The organism is Methylobacterium sp. DB0501 (genome assembly GCF_011043735.1).
GTDB classification, from domain to species: Bacteria; Pseudomonadota; Alphaproteobacteria; order Rhizobiales; family Beijerinckiaceae; genus Methylobacterium; species Methylobacterium alsaeris.
The window spans coordinates 22,577-39,291 of record NZ_JAAKGV010000005.1 but is presented as its reverse complement, the minus strand read 5'-3'; the positions used below and the strand labels follow the sequence as shown (position 1 = coordinate 39,291).

15 protein-coding genes and 1 pseudogene are annotated in these 16,715 nt (G+C 70.9%); 6 read left to right on the top strand and 10 right to left on the bottom strand.

Annotated features, from left to right (window positions below):
* Positions 1-99: 99 nt before the first annotated feature.
* A complete protein-coding gene (locus tag G4G93_RS09050; RefSeq protein ID WP_165083307.1) occupies positions 100-1,218 on the bottom strand; it encodes a PAS domain-containing protein in 1,119 nt (372 codons plus the stop codon).
* Between the two features lie 426 nt (positions 1,219-1,644).
* On the opposite strand from G4G93_RS09050, the gene G4G93_RS09045 reads away from it, so the two are divergent.
* From G4G93_RS09045 to G4G93_RS09035, 3 genes and pseudogenes are all read left to right on the top strand, one after another.
* Positions 1,645-3,123 (top strand): PAS domain-containing methyl-accepting chemotaxis protein, encoded by a 1,479-nt coding sequence (locus G4G93_RS09045; RefSeq protein ID WP_165083305.1) that lies wholly within the window; start codon positions 1,645-1,647, stop codon positions 3,121-3,123.
* Between the two features lie 38 nt (positions 3,124-3,161).
* Positions 3,162-3,323 (top strand): annotated as a pseudogene (locus G4G93_RS35805) (Hpt domain-containing protein); the annotation flags it as partial.
* Positions 3,324-3,430: 107 nt separating this feature from the next.
* Positions 3,431-5,818: a bifunctional diguanylate cyclase/phosphodiesterase gene (locus tag G4G93_RS09035; protein WP_165083301.1), complete on the top strand. Its 2,388-nt coding sequence runs from the start codon at positions 3,431-3,433 to the stop codon at positions 5,816-5,818.
* Between the two features lie 561 nt (positions 5,819-6,379).
* Here G4G93_RS09035 and G4G93_RS09030 read toward each other — a convergent pair.
* Positions 6,380-7,153, bottom strand: a complete 774-nt coding sequence (locus G4G93_RS09030; protein WP_165083299.1) for a molybdopterin-dependent oxidoreductase — start codon at positions 7,151-7,153, stop codon at positions 6,380-6,382.
* A 13-nt stretch (positions 7,154-7,166) separates the two neighbouring features.
* Positions 7,167-7,805, bottom strand: coding sequence for a cytochrome b/b6 domain-containing protein (locus G4G93_RS09025; protein WP_165083297.1), 639 nt, complete (start codon positions 7,803-7,805; stop codon positions 7,167-7,169).
* Between the two features lie 85 nt (positions 7,806-7,890).
* On the opposite strand from G4G93_RS09025, the gene G4G93_RS09020 reads away from it, so the two are divergent.
* Positions 7,891-8,310 (top strand): hypothetical protein, encoded by a 420-nt coding sequence (locus G4G93_RS09020; RefSeq protein ID WP_165083294.1) that lies wholly within the window; start codon positions 7,891-7,893, stop codon positions 8,308-8,310.
* A 7-nt stretch (positions 8,311-8,317) separates the two neighbouring features.
* Here the strand turns inward: G4G93_RS09020 and G4G93_RS09015 are convergent, their stop codons facing one another.
* The 3 genes from G4G93_RS09015 to G4G93_RS09005 form a co-directional block, all read right to left on the bottom strand.
* On the bottom strand, positions 8,318-9,457 hold the full coding sequence (locus G4G93_RS09015; RefSeq protein ID WP_165083292.1) for a pyridoxal phosphate-dependent aminotransferase: 1,140 nt from the start codon (positions 9,455-9,457) through the stop codon (positions 8,318-8,320).
* Between the two features lie 19 nt (positions 9,458-9,476).
* On the bottom strand, positions 9,477-10,541 hold the full coding sequence (locus G4G93_RS09010) for a radical SAM protein (RefSeq protein ID WP_165083290.1): 1,065 nt from the start codon (positions 10,539-10,541) through the stop codon (positions 9,477-9,479).
* An 87-nt stretch (positions 10,542-10,628) separates the two neighbouring features.
* Complete coding sequence (locus tag G4G93_RS09005) at positions 10,629-11,405, bottom strand: DUF2064 domain-containing protein (RefSeq protein WP_165083288.1); 777 nt, start codon at positions 11,403-11,405, stop codon at positions 10,629-10,631.
* A gap of 335 nt (positions 11,406-11,740) precedes the next feature.
* Here G4G93_RS09005 and G4G93_RS09000 point away from each other — a divergent pair, with 335 nt between their 5' ends.
* The gene (locus tag G4G93_RS09000) at positions 11,741-12,625 is read left to right on the top strand and encodes an AraC family transcriptional regulator (RefSeq protein ID WP_165083286.1); all 885 of its coding nucleotides are present in this window, start codon (positions 11,741-11,743) and stop codon (positions 12,623-12,625) included.
* A 26-nt stretch (positions 12,626-12,651) separates the two neighbouring features.
* On the opposite strand, the gene G4G93_RS08995 is transcribed toward G4G93_RS09000, so the two are convergent.
* The 3 genes from G4G93_RS08995 to G4G93_RS08985 all read right to left on the bottom strand — a co-directional run bounded on the left by G4G93_RS08995 (position 12,652) and on the right by G4G93_RS08985 (position 15,458).
* On the bottom strand, positions 12,652-13,341 hold the full coding sequence (locus G4G93_RS08995; RefSeq protein WP_165083718.1) for a glycosyltransferase family 2 protein: 690 nt from the start codon (positions 13,339-13,341) through the stop codon (positions 12,652-12,654).
* Between the two features lie 38 nt (positions 13,342-13,379).
* Positions 13,380-14,708: a hypothetical protein gene (locus G4G93_RS08990; protein WP_165083284.1), complete on the bottom strand. Its 1,329-nt coding sequence runs from the start codon at positions 14,706-14,708 to the stop codon at positions 13,380-13,382.
* 351 nt (positions 14,709-15,059) lie between these two features.
* A complete protein-coding gene (locus G4G93_RS08985; RefSeq protein ID WP_165083282.1) occupies positions 15,060-15,458 on the bottom strand; it encodes a hypothetical protein in 399 nt (132 codons plus the stop codon).
* Between the two features lie 279 nt (positions 15,459-15,737).
* On the opposite strand from G4G93_RS08985, the gene G4G93_RS08980 reads away from it, so the two are divergent.
* Positions 15,738-16,421: a VCBS domain-containing protein gene (locus G4G93_RS08980; protein WP_165083280.1), complete on the top strand. Its 684-nt coding sequence runs from the start codon at positions 15,738-15,740 to the stop codon at positions 16,419-16,421.
* Here G4G93_RS08980 and G4G93_RS35515 read toward each other — a convergent pair.
* On the bottom strand, positions 16,409-16,711 hold the full coding sequence (locus G4G93_RS35515; protein WP_312891826.1) for a hypothetical protein: 303 nt from the start codon (positions 16,709-16,711) through the stop codon (positions 16,409-16,411). The two genes, G4G93_RS08980 and G4G93_RS35515, sit on opposite strands and share 13 nt — an antisense overlap.
* Between the last annotated feature and the right edge of the window lie 4 nt (positions 16,712-16,715).

The following is a 16,715-nucleotide window of genomic DNA, read 5'->3' as shown; positions in this document are numbered from 1 at the left end:
GAACGCGATTGCGCAGCGATCGCCGAGCAGTCGGTCGGATTTCGTATGAGCCAGTTTCTATTTAGGCCAGGCGAGGCGAGGCAACGGCCGGCGTCGTCCTCACGCCTCCCGGATGCCGGGCTTCTTGCCGGGTTCGAAGATGAATTCGACGCCGGCCTCCTCAAGCGCGCGGCGCACGGCCAGCAGCGTATCGGGCCGCGGGCGGACGGAGGAGGCGGGGTCCTCCAGCCGGTTCAGGGTGGAGACCGAGACCTTGGCCGCTGCCGCCAGGTCGTCCTTCGACAGGCCGGTGAGTCCGCGCGCCGCACGGATCTGCCCCGCGGTGGGAAGCTCGTCGACGCTCGAAGTCCCGGGCTGGGCCGCGACCGCCGCGGCCGGCGAGGCGGCGGCATCGGTCCTGGGCATCGGGGCGCCGTAGCGGCTCCGGCCCGGCATCTTCAGGCAGACGCCGACCCACTCGCGCACCGAGCCGTCGCGGTTGAGTACGGGGGCGCCGCGGGCGTTGAACCAGCGGTAGATTCCGTCGGCGCACAGGACGCGGTAATCGGTGTTGTAGGGCTCCGTGTGCTCGACCGCCGTCATCCACGCGGCCTGGGTCCGGGTCCGGTCGTCCGGGTGCACGGCGTCGAGCCAGCCCAGGCCCTGCATCTGCGCGTGGGTCTGGCCGGTCAAGGCCATCCATTGCGGCATCTCGCTCGGCTCGCCGTTGGCCTTGTTGACCCAGAAGACCGAGGCGGTGGCGGCGATAAGCGCGTTGAGCCGGTCGTGGCGCTGCATGAGCGCGTTCATGGCGTCGTGCCGCTCGGTCACGTCGAAGACGACGCCCATGCCCTGGGACGGGAGGCCGTCGGCGCCGAAGATCACCTCGGCATGGTGCAGGATCCAGCGCTGGGTCCGGTCCGGCCGGATGATGCGGAACTCGCGGCTGATCGGCTGCCCGGAGCGCAGGACCGCGATCTGGTCGCGGTGCGCGGGCTGGTCCTCGGGATGGATCATGTCGAGGCCGAAGCCGAACGTCATCTCGGACGCCGGGTCGAGGCCGAGGATGCGGTAGAGGCCGAGCGAGGCGTCCAGGCGCTCCGTGCGCAGGTCGGCGGACCAGAAGCCGACCTTGCCGGTATCCTCGACCAGCCTGAGGAAGTGACGCGACGATACGGTGCGAGGGCTTGCCCCGGTCTCGGTCGATGCCGGGCGCCGCATCAGTCCACGTGTCGGCATCGCCCCGTTCTCCGTTTCCCAGCCTGGCCGATGCGAGATGACATGCCATACGCATGCTGCAGGACACGTTAAAAAAGCGGCTTACAGGTCACGAGGGTTGATATGTTCCAGCCCCATGCGCATCCGCGAGCGCAAAAAGATGCTCTGGACGGGATGTCAGATACTGAGCAGATGACGCACGGTGATCGGGGTCAGGTTCCGGTAACGAACGCACAGGCCGGCGGGGAAACGGATACGGAGAAATGGCACGAAAGGTGCCGAACGGCGTCTGCGCCGGGGGGAGGCAGCCGAAAAGACAGGAATCTTGACGGGAAAAATAGCCGCATACGCCTGTGTTTCACCAATCGGCTTGAGGCCCTGGCAGCAAAGGACGCCCATCCTGGCGGCAAGAGAGGAGCACAGACTCCTTCCGCCCGGGGATGTCAGATGTTGTTTCCGAACACCGAGCTCAAGGCCAAGTTGAGCGCTCTCGACGCATCGCAGGCGCTGATCGAGTTCGACCTCGACGGCAGGGTCGTGACGGCCAACGCCAACTTCCTGGCGGCCCTGGGCTACCGGCTGGAGGAGATCCGCGGGCAGCACCACTCCATGTTCGTCGATCCGGCCGAGCGCGAGGGCGACGCCTACCGGCAATTCTGGGCGGCCCTGCGCCGGGGCGAGCACCAGATGGCCGAGTACAAGCGCGTCGGCAAGGGCGGCCGCGAGGTCTGGATACAGGCGAGCTACAACCCGCTCGTCGGGCGCAACGGCCAGCCCTACGGCGTGTTCAAGTGCGCGACCGACATCACGGCGCAGAAGCTGCGCAACGCCGACTTCGAGGGGAAGCTCAAGGCCCTCGACCGATCGCAGGGCATCATCGAGTTCGGGCTCGACGGCACCGTCATCACCGCCAACGCCAACTTCCTGGCAGTGGTCGGCTACGCCCTCGACGAGGTGAGGGGCAAGCATCACTCGATGTTCGTCGACGCGGCGGAACGCGGGAGCGCCGCCTACCGCGCCTTCTGGGACGGGCTGCGCCGCGGCGAGTACCAGCAGGCCGAGTACAAGCGCGTCGGCAAGGGCGGCCGCGAGGTCTGGATACAGGCTACCTACAACCCCGTCCGCGACGCGTCCGACCGCCTCGTGAAGGTGGTCAAGTTCGCCGTCGACATCACCGCTTCGGTGGAGGAACGCCTGCACCGGGCCGAGCTCCACCGCGGCATCGACCGCGACCTCGATGGCATCGCCGCGTCCATCTCGGAGGCCTCGCGGCAGGCCGTCGGTGCGGCGAGCGCGGCCGAGCAGGCGTCGGGCAACACCCAAGGCGTCGCATCGGGGGCCGAGGAGCTGGCCTCGTCGGTCGGTGAGATCGGCCGGCAGGTCAACCGCGCCTTGCAGGTGACCGGACGCGCCGTCGAGCAGGCAAGCGCCACCTCGGCCGTGGTGGCCGGGCTCGCCTCCGCGGCCCAGCGCATCGGCGACGTGGCGGGCCTGATCTCGGGCATCGCCTCGCAGACCAATCTCCTGGCCCTCAACGCCACCATCGAGGCCGCCCGCGCCGGCGAGGCCGGCAAGGGCTTCGCGGTGGTGGCCGCCGAGGTGAAGGAGCTCGCTGCGCAGACCGCGAAGGCGACCCAGAGCATCAGCGGCCAGATCGCCGAAACGCAGGCCGCGGCGAACCGGGCGGCCGCCGCCATCTCGGGCATCGGCGAAACCATCGGCGAGGTCAACGAGATCTCCTCCGCCATCTCGACGGCCGTCGAGCAGCAGGCCGCGGTCGCGCAGGAGATGTCCGCCAGCATGCAGGCCATGACGCAGGCCGTCTCCGAGATCAGCCGGAGCGTCGGCCTGATCGCGGCCTCCACCCGGGAGGTGGACGCTTCGGCGCGCCTCGTCCGCGACGCTTCGCGCAGCATGGCGGCCTGAAGGCTGCCGCCCCCCGCACCGACCCGAGGACAAGACCGATGGACGACATCCTGCGCGAGCTCCCGACGGAGAGCGCCGAGCACCTCGACATCGTCGACGCGGCGATCGTCCGCTTCGACCGCGACCCCACCGACCGGGCCGTCATGCGGCACGTCTTCCGACTCCTGCACACCATCAAGGGCACCTGCGGCTTCCCCGGGCCGGCGTCCGGGGTGTCCCGCGTCGACGGACGCCTGCTCGTCGTTCTCGACGTCGACGCGCTGCTCGCCTTCGGCGAGCCGGCGCCCATGGCCGCGTGAGGACGGCCATGGGCAACATCATCCTGCCCGCGGATGCCGGGGACGAGGCAGGCGCGTCCGACGGGAACGCGCGCATGCAGGAGGCGGCGCGCGCGGCGATGCTTGCCGAGACGCTGCAGCTCGGCCGGTACTCCGCCGTCACCCAGGCCGCGGTCGTCCTGGCGCTCGCTGGCATGTTCTGGAACTTGATTTCGCACGCCTACCTCGCCGGCCTGGCCGTCGCGGTGACGGCGCTCTGCGCCTCGGCCATCGTCGCGACGCGGCGCTACCGCGGAAGCCTCGGCGACGACGGCGCGCGTGCGCGCGAGGCGTTCCGGGTCCTGCACGGTCTGGCGCTCGGACGGGGCCTCGCCTGGGCGAGCATGCCGGCGGTCCTGCTGCCCTCGCTCGACAACGCCCACAGGTTCGTGGTCGGCGCCGTCTGCGCCGCCCTGATCTCGCACGCCTACGTCGCCGGTCCGATCTTCTCCTTGGCGCTCCTGGCGGTAGCGCCCGTGGTCGCCGGCATGTTCGTCGGGCTCGCCGGCTGCGAGGGGCCGGTCGGCCGGTCCGTCGCGGTCCTGCTGTCCCTCTACGCGGCCTTCGTGTTCGTGAGCGCGCGCCGGATGTGCCGTCACTCCTACCAGCGCATCCGCGACCGCGTCATGGTGCAGGCCCAGAGCGAGACCATCGGGCTCCTGCTCAAGGACTTCGCCGAGGGCACAAGCGACTGGCTGTGGGAAACCGACAAGTCGGGCCGTCTGCGCCAGGCAAGCGCGGCGATGGCCGTCCTGCTCGGCCTCGACCCCGCCGACCTGCGCCACCGGACCCTGCCCGCCATCCTGCGGGAGTTCGCCGAACCCGACGGCGGCGCGGACGCCGAGGCGGTCGCGACGGCCATCGAGGCCCGCACGTCCTTCCGAGACCGGACCGTGCGTCTCGCCACCGCCCGCGGCACGCGGTGGATCACGCTCAACGGCAAGCCCGTCCTCGACGAGCAGGGGGCGTTCGCCGGCTACCGCGGCGTCGGCTCCGACGCCACCGAGAGCCGGGAGGCGCAGGCCCGCATCGCCTTCCTCGCCGGCCACGACCCCCTGACCGGGCTGCCCAATCGCGGCGGCTTCCAGGCGACGCTCACGGCGCTTTGTCGGGAGGTCCGCTCGTCCGAGCGCCGGAGCGGCCTGTTCTACCTCGACCTCGACGGCTTCAAGGCGGTCAACGACAACCGCGGCCATCTCGTCGGCGACCGCCTCCTCCAGGAGGCGGCGGCGCGGCTCCTCGCCGTCGGCGGCCCGCACGGCGTGTTCCGCCTGGGCGGCGACGAGTTCGCGGTGGTGGCTCGCGACCTCGGGCGCCCCGAGGCCGAGACCCTGGCCTCGCGCATCGTGGCCGAGTTGCGCCACCCCTTCCGGATCGATGAGGCCATGCTCGAGATCGGTGTCAGCGTCGGCATCGCCTACGTCCCGGACGACGCCATCGAGCCGGAAAGCTTGCTCATGCGCGCCGACCTTGCCCTCTACGCCGCCAAGGCGGACGGCAAGGGCTGCTGGCGCTGCTTCGATCCGTCGCTGGAGGAGCGGGTGGTCCGCCAGCGCCAGCTCGACGTCGACATGCGCGCGGCCCTCGCGGCGGACGAGATGGAGCTGCACTATCAACCGCTCGTCGACATGCGCAGCGGCCGCGTCACCGGCTTCGAGGCGCTGCTGCGCTGGAACAAGCCTGGGCACGGCTGGATCTCGCCGGGCGAGATCATTCCCATCGCCGAGGCTACCGGATTCATCGTCGAGATCGGGCGCTGGGCGCTCAGGCGCGCATGCACCGACGCCCGGGGCTGGCCCGACCTGAGGGTGGCGGTGAACATCTCCTCCATCCACATGCGCATGCCGGGCTTCCACGAGGAGGTGGCCGCCGCGCTGCGGGAGACCGGGCTCGCGCCGGGGCTCCTGGAGATCGAGATCACCGAGTCGGTGCTGCTCGACCACGGGCCGGAGGTGCTGGAGAACCTGAGGCGGCTGCGCGCGACGGGCGTGCGCATCGCGCTGGACGACTTCGGCACCGGCTATTCGTCCTTGAGCTACCTGACCGAGTTCCCGTTCGACAAGGTGAAGGTCGATCGCTCCTTCGTGCGCGACCTGCACGGTCGCCCCGAGAAGGCTGCGGTGGTCGAGGCCATCGCCCGGATGGCGCGCGCCCTGTCGATGAACGTGACGGTCGAGGGCGTCGAGACGGTCCAGCAGCTCGACGTCCTCAGGGACAAGCGCTGCGACGTCGCACAGGGCTTTCTCTACAGCCCGGCACGGCCCGTCTCCGAGGTCGCCGGTCTCATCAGGCGGATCGAGGGCGCAGCCCCCCCGCGCGCGGTCGAGGGCGACCCGACCGCCGTGCGCCCGCCCCTGTCGCTGGCTTGCGTCTCGTGACCGGCCCGGCATGCGCCGCCCTGGCGGACAGGCAGACATGACGTCTCGTCCTCTCGATTGGGCAGATAAAACGCACTTCCCAAAAGCACGTCATCAACGATCGCGTAATAAAAGCGCGCCTGACTATTCGCCACAGATATATATCCGCTGTCTCATTCCGGTGTCGCAGAGCGGAATTCGTAACGACGAAGAGGCCATGAATACTGTCGATCAGGTCAAAAAGGATCTCGGATCTTAAGGCGGCCACCAAGACAACGATTCCGCTTTTGCTGGCGGCAACCGTGGCTGGGTGGACCGTCTACCAAGCGCATGGCGTGTTTGACGAACTGAACGAAAGGTTCAGCACATCGTCGACGTCCAAATTGCTCGTCCGAAGAACATGCTCCTGAAGCACGATAACGTCGTCGAGGCCACGGCGCAGAACCGCAACTCGATCATTGGGACCGAGGCCGCGACAGAGTCAGCGGCAGCCGCCGCGGACAGAGGCGAGACTGGTCATCGTGTGCCCCCGAACTTCACCGTGTTTTAAATATCGCAAAAAGCGCGCCACCATACGTTGGACTAGATCCCGCTAAACCAGTTGAAGCCCTTATCCTCCCAGTATCCGCCCGGGTAAGTGTTCGTCACCTCGATGGCGGTGATCCATTTCGGGTTCTTGAACCCGAGCTTCGTCGACATGCGCAGCCGCAGCGGATAGCCGAACGGGTCGGGCAGCGTCTCGCCTGCGTAGGTGGTGGCGAGCAGCGTCTGGGGATGCAGCGCGGTCGCCATGTCGATGCTGCTCGGGTAATCGTCGGCCGTCTTGAAGGCGACGTACTTCGCCCGGAGATCCGCGCCGACCCGCTCCAGGAAGGTCCGGAGAGGCACGCCGGACCACTGCCCGATATAGTCCCAGCCCTCGACGCAGATGTGCCGGATGATCGTCTCGCGCTGCGGCAGGGCCGCGATCATCTCCCGCCTCCAGGGGCTCCTGTCCTGGATGAGGCCTGCGAGTTCCAGCTTCCAGGCGGCCCCGTCCACCGGCTTCACGTCCTCGACCGGGTAGTAGGCGTTGAAGCGGGGCGGCTTCAGAACCGCTGAAGACGGATATTCGGGCGCGAGCTTGTTCGGGTCGAACAGGGCCGCCTGGACGCCGTCGTTGAAGGCCGAGATGGCCCGCAGGGCCTTTCCGACCGAGGTCGAGTCGCTGACGTCGCAGCCGGTGAGCATCGTCAGCGCGCCGAGCGACAGCCCCCCGCGCAGGAACCCCCGCCTTTCCAGCGATCGGATCAGCGGGCGGTGATCGTCGAGGATCCCCGGGTCGGGCAGCACGGAGGGACGAAAGAGGGACCGCATCGCTCAGGGCTCCTTAGCGCCGCGCGGGGAGTTCGGGGCCGCCGGTCAGCATCGCCCACAGCGTGCGCGGCACCAGCAGCGAGAGGGCGACGTGGACGACGAGGAAGCCGACGATCACCGCCATGCCGAGGAAGTGGATCAGGCGGGCCGACTGGAAGCCTCCGAGGAGGTCGGCGAGTCCTGAGAACTGCACGGGCTTCCAGATCGCCAGGCCGGACACGACCTGCGCAAGCCCCGCGAGGATGACCACGATGTAGAGGATCTTCTGCACCGCGTTGTACGTCGTCAGGTCCTCGTGGGCGAGCTTGAGATGCAGCGTCTCGCGCACGGTCTCGGCGACGTCGGCGACGCGGATCGGGAGCAGGCGCTCGCGCAGGCGCCCGGTCGCGATGCCGTAGACCAGGTAGGTGCCGCCGTTGAGAACCAGCACCCACATCGCCGCGAAGTGCCAGAGCAGGCTCTCGGCCGCCCAGGACCCGATCTTCACCGGAAAGTGGAGCCCGTGAAAGATCACCGAGTCGTTGTAGATCCCCCAGCCCGATCCGATCAGCACGATCATCGCGGCCGCGTTGGTCCAGTGCATGACCCGGACAGCAAGCGGATGCAGCCGTCGCGCTCGCGCGGGCGCGGCATCGATTGCAAGGATATTCATATTGTAAGCTCCAACAACAGAGTTATTTTGTTTACTAAGTGTGATTTTTATTTTATGTGATCGTCACCGCACGAAGGAGGATCCGGTGCGACGCTATCCGTTGATGATCCTGTTGGCTCTCACAGCACCGGCCGTGGCGGCGGTGCCGGCGATCGACCTGCCCGCCCTGGCCGCGAAGGCGGCGCGACGCTTCCCGCAAGCGGTGCGGGCCGGCGACCTGATGGGCCGGCGCCTCCTCGAACCGGCGGAGCGGCAGACCGTGCTCGGGCGCGTGCGCGGCGCCGTACGGCGGGCGGATGGCGGTGTCGACCTCCGCGTCGAGACCGGCTGGCTCTCCGGCCGCACCGTGCTGGTTCCGACCGAGGCGGTGGGGCTGCTCGGCGAGCACGTGGCGCTCCTCGACCTGACGCCCGAGCAGCTGCAGACCCTGCCCGACGCAGGCCCCGCTCCGGCGGTCTCGCCGGAGGAAACGATCCGGGTCGGGCTGGCGAAGCCGTTCCATTGAGGCCCCCTCACGCCGCCGGCGCCGCGGCGCGGCGCGACAGGTGGGCGGCGAGCGCCCCGAGAGCGCGCTCGCTCGCGCGCCGGCCGAGGCCGATCCGCAGGCCGTCCTCGGCCACCGGCGCGAGGGGCGAGCGCCAGAGCGAGCCGGGCAGCACGAGGATGCCGGCCTTCCCCGCCAGCTCGCGGGCGAAGGCCTCGCTCGAGTCCGCGCCGCGGTAGCGCACGAAGGCGAAGGCGAGGTTCTGGGCCGGGCCCATCTCCAGGAGGCCGGGCCAGCCCGCGGCGACCTGCCGAAGGCGCGAGGCATTCCGAGTGCCGATGGCGCGGTTGCGGCCGCGGATGCCCGCCTCGGATTTCAGCGCGACGTGGGCGAGCACCTCGCTCGTCGCGGAGAGGCAGCTCGACGATCTGCTCTTGGCAACGACGATCCGGGCCAGCAGCTCCCGATCGCGGGTTGCGGCCCAGCCGACCCGCAGGCCCGGCAGGCCGAAGCCCTTGGACAGGCCGTTGACGCTGACACCCCGCTCGTAGAAGTCCGCCACCGCCGGCAGCGAGTCTGTCGTTGCGGTCAGGCCGTAGACCTCGTCGTTGACGAGCCAGATCCCGCGCACGCGGCAGAGACGCACCAGGTCCTCGAGCCCTCGGGTGTCGAGTTGCGCACCGGTGGGCGAGTTCGGCAGGTTCATCAGCACCAGGCGCGTCTCGGGCCGGAGGGCGGCTGCGATGCGGTCCGCGTCGAGGCGCCAGGTGCCGGCCTCCTCGCGCAGCGGCACGCCCGTCGTCGCGCAGAGCGAGGTCACGGCTTGCTCCGCCGGCTGGTAGATCGGCAGGACGACGACCGCGTGGTCGCCGGGCCGCACGAGCGACGCCACCGTGCAGGACAGGGCCTCCTGCGCGCCGCTACAGCACACGACCTCGTCCCCCGACAGGACCGCGTGGCGCGCCGCCACCGCCGCCCGCAGCCAGCACGCCCCCCGCGGATCCGGGTAGCCGAGACTCAGGCGCTCCCATCGCGCCCGGTCCTCGTCGTCCGCGCGCGCCAGCAGGTCGGCGAGGGCGAGGGGCTCGCTCTCGCTCGCCGTGAGGTCGTGGCGGATCCCCGGCGCCCAGCGGGTCAAGAAGGCGGCAAGGGCGAAGCTCGCAGTCATGGCCGCCGCTCCGCTCATGTCAGAGGCTCCAGCGCAGGCCGCAGCCGGCGCAGGCGCGGGGCGGGTCGTCGGAGAGCAGCGCCGCCCGGAAGTCCCGGTAGGCCGGCCCGTTCCAGATCGCCCGCAGCTCGTCCCGGGTCGCGTCGCCGAGCGTGTAGTTCCCGTAGCCGCGCTGCGAGAACGGAGCGATACAGCAGGGCAGTGCCCGGCCGTTGGCGGTGACGTACATCACCGTCCAGGGCCGGCGGCAGAGGGACCAGGACGCCTTGTCCTCCGTCCGCCGGACACTCAGGCCCGGCTCGGATGCGGCGCCGGAAGCCGAGAAGGCGAGCCCGAGCGAGGAGGCAAGCGCAGCGGCCTCCTCCAGCATCGCCGCATCCTCCCGCGTCATGCGCTCGTAGAGCGCCTGGTCGGGCCGCGCGAGGCCCGTCGCCGCGTCCTCGAAGAAGACGAGGCGCTGGAGATGGACTTCGCCGACGCCGATCTCCGCCGCGACCCGCACGAAGGCGGGCAGCTCGTGGAGCGTCTCCTTGAGACCCGTGAGCCAGGCCGAGACGCGTGGGCGCTCCCGCCCCTCGCGCACCTGCATCTCGCGGAAGGTGCGCACGTTGCGCAGGATGCGGCCGAAATAGTCCTTGCCCCGGATGGCCCGGTAGGACGCCGCGCTGGCGGCATCGAGGGAGACCCGCAACTCGTCGAGGCCCGCCTCCATGACGGCGCGGCCCTTCTTCTCGGTGAGTACCGTTCCGTTGGTATTGAACAGGACGTAGGTGCCCCGCTCCTTGAGGTAACGGACCATGCGCGGCAGGTCCTTGACCAGCATCGGCTCGCCGACCCCGTGCAGGACCGCGCGATGCAGGCCCGGCACCTGGTCGACGATGCGGGTGAACAGCTCCCAGCTCATGTCAGCCGGCGGTTCGAGTTCCTCGTAGGTGCGCGGGCAGGTGGTGCAGAGCAGGTTGCAGCGGTTCGTGACCTCCAGGTAGAGGCAGACCGGCGGTGCGTCGGCGCGGGTTCCGACCCGGGCCGGGGCGGCGTCGTGGTAGCGGCGCGGGTCGGTCGCGAGGGCGACGGCATGCGTCATGAGGCTCGTCCGGAGAGAGGGTCGGGGGCGTGTCCGCACACGGCGACGGCGTGCGCGGGGCAGGCTTCCTGCGGTGGACCTGTCGCATCAGACGATCTCCGGCTCCCGCGGGCGGGCGACGTTCAAGCCGTCCGCGAGGTCGGTGCGGGCGAAGGCGTCGCGCAGAAAGGCGGCGGTAGCCGGCGCCGGGTGCAGGGCGGGCATCTCCGGGCCCGGATGATCGCCGTGGAGAACCTCGGCGACGAGCCGGCGCAGGCCGGCGCGGTCGTCGACGTCGTACCATGTCGGCAGGATCTCGACCGGCAGCCCGATCTCCGCGGCGCGCGCAAGGGTCTGGGCTGCGACGCGCTCCGTCGACCAGTCGATCGCCTCGAACAGCCGGCGATGGGGCGCCTTGAGGCCGAGGACCCAGTACCCGCCATCCTCCGCCGGACCGAGCACCGCACGGTCGCCGGGGCGCGCCAGCCGGTCCGTCAGTTCCACCAGCAGGCCGGTCGGCAGCGTCGGGCTGTCCGCGTTCAGCACGCAGGCGGCGTCGTGGCCCCGCTCGAACAGCGCGGTGACGGCGTGGAAGAGGCACGCGCCGAAGCCCGGGAGCCAGGTCTCGATGAGCCCGGTCCCCGGCGGCAGCGCATCGCGAAAGAAGCTCTCGCTGCCGGGGGGGCCGTGGGCCATGTAGCTCGCCAGCGGCGCCCCTGCTGCGCGGGCGGCCGTGAGGTTGGCAACGACGTCCCTCAGGAACGCCGTGTTGAGGCCCGCGGCCTCCTCGTAGGTGAGGGGCGGCACCAGACGGGTCTTGGTCCGTCCGGGGGCCGAGGCCTTCGCCATCACCGCCACGCCGCAGGACGCCTGTCGCGCACTCATCGATTCCGCGTCTCCGTTGCGGGCAATGCGGCCCGCCCGTCCCCGCCCTCGTTGGTGCCGGCGCGACGATCGCGCTCATGCCGCAGCCCGCGCCGGCAACGGCTTCCAAACTACCGGCCGCGGCCGCGCCTCGCTTTCGAGATCCTGCTGCACTTGCGAAAAACTCGCCTCCGGTACGCCGTTCCGGCGGAGGCTCGCTACTTCGTGAACCGGGGATCCACGGCCCGGGGGGACGCTCCCCTGGGGGAATACGCTCTACGGATGCTTGCACGCGAACGCGGGCGAATGTTTCCTGTGCTGCGACGCACTCCCGGAGAGAGGTGAGGAGGCCGCGCATGTCCCGGATCGGCCACGTTCCCTACCTCAACCCGGCCGTGGCGCAGAGGTGGCGCGCCTGGGAGCGATTGTCCCTCGGGCGGTCGGGCGCGACCGTCGTCGAAGCCGAGATGACCGCGTGGAGCGGGCACGTCCCGGGCTCGCTCGAGACGGTCATCCACGTGCTCGTACCGGGTCACCCGCCGGTCGAGGCGTCGCGCGACATCGGCGACGGGCGCCGCGCCACATTGGCCCGGCCAGGCCAGGTCTGCATCACGCCCGCACGCAGTCCGGGCGACTGGGCCTGGCGCGACCTGATCCGCGACCTCAACCTTGTGATCCCCGACCGGCTGCTCGCCCGCGCGGCGGACGATGCCGGCCTTCCCGGCTTGCCCGACCTGATCCCGCTCGCGCGGGCGCCCCGGTACGAGCCCCTGGTCGAGGGCCTCGTCCTTCATCTCGCCGCCATCGGCCGCGGTACGGTCGCAGCCTCGGCCGCCGAAATCGACCATGCCGTCGGGCTCGTCGCTTGCTGGCTGCTGCGGCAGGCCGTGCCGCGGGAGGCGGCGCCGCGCGGCGGCTTGCGGCCGGCCGCACTCGGACGCGTGCGCGCCCATGTCGAGGACAATCTCGACCGGGATCTATCGGTTGGCGAACTCGCCGACCTCGTCGGCCTGTCGATCCCCTACTTCTCCCACGCGTTCCGGACCTCGACCGGGGAGGCGCCCTACCGGTACGTCCTGCGCCGCCGCTGCGCCCGCGCACAGGAGCGCCTGCTGGGCCGCGAGCCCCTCAGCGAGATCGCCCTGGCGCTCGGCTTCGCGAGCCAGTCGCACTTCACGACCGCCTTCCGGCAGGCGACCGGGATGACGCCCGCAGCCTGGCGCCGCGAGCGGATGAGCTGAGCTCCCGCGCCCGCCAAGAGGTTGCCTCACCGCCGCGGCGCTGGGCCGGTCGCCACGCGCAGGAAGGTCGTCACGATCCGGCCTCCCGCCCGCAGGGTGCCGCCGAGCGAGCCCGCAACCTTCGAGGCTCCCCCCGCTCGGCACCGATAGGGCAAGGGGACCTCCGTGATGCGCAGGCCCGCGCGGGCGGCCTGCATCTGCATCTCGATGTTCCAGCCGTATGTCATCTCCCGCAATTCCAGCCGGGCGAGCGCCGCCCGATCGATCGCCCGGAAGGCGCACATGTCGGAGTAGGACACGCCGGTGAGCGCGCCGATGCCGAGGCCCGCGAGGCGCCCGGCGAGCACCTGGTGCCAGATCATCGATCCGGGCTCGCGCCGACCTCGCGTCCGGGAGGCGAGGACGAAGTCCTTCTCTTTGGCGAGCACCGGGCCGGCCACCGCGTCGATGAGGTCGGCACGGTCGGCCCCATCGCCGTCGAGGAATACGATCACGCGGCTTTCCGGCCGCGCCGCCGCCGCACCGGCCGCGCAGGCCCGCCCGTAGCCGCGCCCCGCCTCGATCACGCGGGCGCCCGCGGCGGCGGCGACCTCCCGGGTGCCGTCGCGGCTGCCGCCATCCGCCACGATGAGATCGCCCGCGAACGCGCGCGGGATCTCGGCGAGGACGGCGCCGATGGTCGCGGCCTCGTTCAGCGTCGGGATGACGACGCTCACGGCCTTGGCGATCGACTCGACGCCGGCATCGGGAGGCGTCACGACGTCCTCCTCCATCCCACGAGGGTGCGCAGCGCCAGGATCAGAGCCGGCCCGAACACGAGGCCCGGCCAGACGAAGCGCTCGTTGAACGGATCGACGTAGAACAGGACCGGGGCGGCCGACAGCCAGATCACGACCGGGCTCGGCGCGACGCAGGCGGGCAGCGCCAGCCACGCATAGTACCACGCGTAATGCGGGCTGGCGGCCGCCGTGGCGAGCGCCGCCAGCAGCCCGGCGTCGCCGCACAGCACGACCGCGCCCGGCACGTCCCTCGGCGCCGTCCGGGTCGCAACACACACGGACAGGACCGCGAATGCCGCTGCGACGACCAGCGCGTAGATCCGGGCCGCCGCCGAGGGAAGGGCCACGAGGTGCGAGAGACCGGCGAGCAGCCAGAAGCCCTGGCCGGTATCGAAGCCCTCCTCCGCCCCGTAGGCCGGCAGGAAGCCGACCACGCCCGCGCCGGCCGAGAGATAGGGGGCGTAGAGCGCGATGATGACCGCGAGGCCCGCCAGCGCCGGGCGCCACAGTCGCCCGCCCCGCACGAAGGCCGGCGCCACGACGACCGGCAGGAACTTGACCAGGACCGCTCCGGCGAGGATCGCGCCGGCCAGCCCGTCGCGGTGGCGCGCACGGGCAAGGAGGGCCAGCGCGAGCAGCCCGACCGCCAGCGCGTCCACGTGGCCGTCGAGGGCGAAGGACCACAGCACCAGAGGGTTCCAGACGTAGATCAGGATCTGCACCCGCGGCAGCCCGGCGCACGCGAGGAGCGCGAGCAGGCAGAGCACCGCGACGCCCTCGCACAGGAGCATCGCGGCTTTCATCCCGGTCACGCTCGCGCTGACGCGGCCGACGATCGCGAAGAAGGCCTGCGCTGCCGGCGGGTAGATCGTGCGAGCGTAATCGGCCCGGTTGATGAGCGGAAAGACGGCGGGGTCGCGCAGGGAGGTCAGCGCCGGATCGGCCGGCACATACAGGTAGGGGTTGATGCCGGCCGCCTGTACCTGCCCGTCCCAGACGTAGCGGTAGATGTCGCTCGACAGGAAGGGCGGCTGGAGCAGCAGCATGAGGCGCATGAGCACCGCCAGCGCGAGGACGGGCGCCGTCGCCGAGACGGGCAGGGCGTGCCGCAGCACGACGCGGACGGCGAGCAGGTAGACACCCACCGAGACCGCCAGCACGCCCACGAAGAGGTTGGCTCGCAGCGGCGATCCCACCGTGTCAGCACCCGGCACGTGCAGCGCGAGGGCGCCGAGGGTCAGCGCCACGAGGATGACGCCGAGGAGGAGGAGGCCGCTCCGCGGAGACGCCGAGACGCCGGTCACGGGAGCGGCGCCGTCGCGGCCGCGGTGGTCCAGCGTCCAACCATGCTCCCATCCCCGCGGCGATCTCGCCGTGTGATCTGCCCCACGCAGTTTCGCGTGTCCATCATCCGGAGCGGCCCGAAAGGGCCTCCGGGACGCACACCAGGCTGTCGACGCGGAATGCGGGCGTCGGCATCATCGGCGCGTCCCACGGCACTTCAGGGACCGGCGACATCCAGATCGACAACGCCGCGACCCTGACCCGCGCGGCCGGTGTCGGCGGCGGTGGCACCGCGCTCTACGCCCGGAATGGCACCTCGGGGTCGCTCAACGGCGTCCAGACGGCGGTCTCGGTCACCAACAGCGGCGCGATCACCGCCGATTTTGCCATCGGCATCGACGCGCGCGGCGACAGCAGCGGCGGCGTCTCGGCAACCAATTTCGGCTGACACTGGCGATGCTCCCGGTGTTGAGGACGCTGCCGCCGCCATTCGCGACGACGGCGTCGCCCTGGCTGCGGATGCTGCCGGCATTGGTCAGGGCGAGCGCGCCGCCCGCGCAGATGGCGTCGTTGCAGCCCCGGGCCTGGTTGACGACCGTTCCGCCGGCATCGCGTTGGATGCCCGCCGTGCCGCCGGCGGTAATCGCGACGGTGGCGGTGTTGTAGCTGCCCGAGGCGATCGTGCCGGCGTCGGTGACGGTCGAGGCTGCGGCGGTACCGTAGACGCCGGAGAGGCTGCCGACGATCTTGGCCGCGCTCTCGTTCGTCACCGTCAGGCCGCCGCCTGAAGCGTTGAAGGCGCCCCAGCCGGACTCGGCCGAACCCTGGGCGTAGATGACGCCGCCGCTGCCGGCGCTCGTACCGTTCAGGTTGCTGATTGCGATCGCGCCGGACCCGGCGATCCGGCCGACACCGGCTTAGTCGCGGCCGACGACGAGATCGTAATTGTTGACGATGGGCTCGTCGAGCGCGGCATCGGCGCCGCGTTCGGATCGGGCGCCGTCGCGATCCGGGCCGGCGCGGTCGTCGAGCTGCACACCGACGTCGACGTGAACCACGCGCCCACCGTGTTCAGCGGGGCGGGCGCGCTCGAGACGACCGGGTCCGGCACGCTGACCCTGAGCGGTGCCAGCACGTTCACCGGCGGGACGTTCCTGAAGGCGGGAACGCTGGAACTGTCCGGCACCGCGACCGGCAGCCTCGGTGCCGTCACCTCGGCCCCGGCCGGCACCCTGTCGAGCAGCGGGACCATCGGCTTCTCTGACGTCGATCTCGGCGACGGGTACCCCGCCTCCGTCACCGCCGCGGGCACGACCCTCAGCGGCCTGACGGCCAGGGTGACGGCCGGCACGGGCGGCAGCGTCGCCTGGGCCTACACGGTCGATGCGACGAGGCTCGAGAGCCTCGCAGCTGGCGAGAGCCGCAGCGAGACCTTCACGGTCCTGGTGACGGACGACCAGGGCGCCACCGCGAGCCAGCCCGTGACCGTGACCAGCACGGGCACCAACGACGCGCCGGTGATTGGCGTCGCCAAGCTCGCCGGCGCGGTGACCGAGCTCGCCTCGCCCAGCGGCGCCAGTACGCTGCGTCCCCAGGGGCAGAACCTGGAGGAGATCCGCGCCGTTCCGAAGCCGCTGTTCAAGGCCGTGATCGCTGACGACAAGCTGCAGACGAGCCTCGCCCAGCAGCGGACGCTCGGTCGGGGCGAGCCATTCCTAGGCTACTCGGTATGACGCCGCTGTTCCGGGCGCCGGTCGCGACCACGAGCCGCGGCGCGCGCCGAGATCGACGTCGCGGTCGAGGCGGCCAGCCAGGGGTGATGGACGGCGTAGCGGGCGGTGTCGGGCCCGAAGGTGCCCATCAGGTCGAGTACGCGCTCGGCGTGATCGGTCGTCTCGAGCACGATCCGCGAGGCTGCGATCCGCGCCTCGAGGCCCGGCGCGATAGCGCGGCGGGGCGTTCGACGGGTTGGTCGGCACTTCGCCCTGAAGAGGTACTCCTCGATCTCCATCGTCTGGGACATGATT

Bases quoted from the DNA above. Each gene is read 5' to 3' on its own strand.
- G4G93_RS09050 (WP_165083307.1), bottom strand. From the start codon at position 1,218: ATGCCGACACGTGGACTGATGCGGCGCCCGGCATCGACCGAGACCGGG.
- G4G93_RS09045 (WP_165083305.1), top strand. From the start codon at position 1,645: ATGTTGTTTCCGAACACCGAGCTCAAGGCCAAGTTGAGCGCTCTCGAC.
- G4G93_RS09035 (WP_165083301.1), top strand. From the start codon at position 3,431: ATGGGCAACATCATCCTGCCCGCGGATGCCGGGGACGAGGCAGGCGCG.
- G4G93_RS09030 (WP_165083299.1), bottom strand. From the start codon at position 7,153: ATGCGGTCCCTCTTTCGTCCCTCCGTGCTGCCCGACCCGGGGATCCTC.
- G4G93_RS09025 (WP_165083297.1), bottom strand. From the start codon at position 7,805: ATGAATATCCTTGCAATCGATGCCGCGCCCGCGCGAGCGCGACGGCTG.
- G4G93_RS09015 (WP_165083292.1), bottom strand. From the start codon at position 9,457: ATGACTGCGAGCTTCGCCCTTGCCGCCTTCTTGACCCGCTGGGCGCCG.
- G4G93_RS09010 (WP_165083290.1), bottom strand. From the start codon at position 10,541: ATGACGCATGCCGTCGCCCTCGCGACCGACCCGCGCCGCTACCACGAC.
- G4G93_RS09005 (WP_165083288.1), bottom strand. From the start codon at position 11,405: ATGAGTGCGCGACAGGCGTCCTGCGGCGTGGCGGTGATGGCGAAGGCC.
- G4G93_RS09000 (WP_165083286.1), top strand. From the start codon at position 11,741: ATGTCCCGGATCGGCCACGTTCCCTACCTCAACCCGGCCGTGGCGCAG.
- G4G93_RS35515 (WP_312891826.1), bottom strand. From the start codon at position 16,711: ATGTCCCAGACGATGGAGATCGAGGAGTACCTCTTCAGGGCGAAGTGC.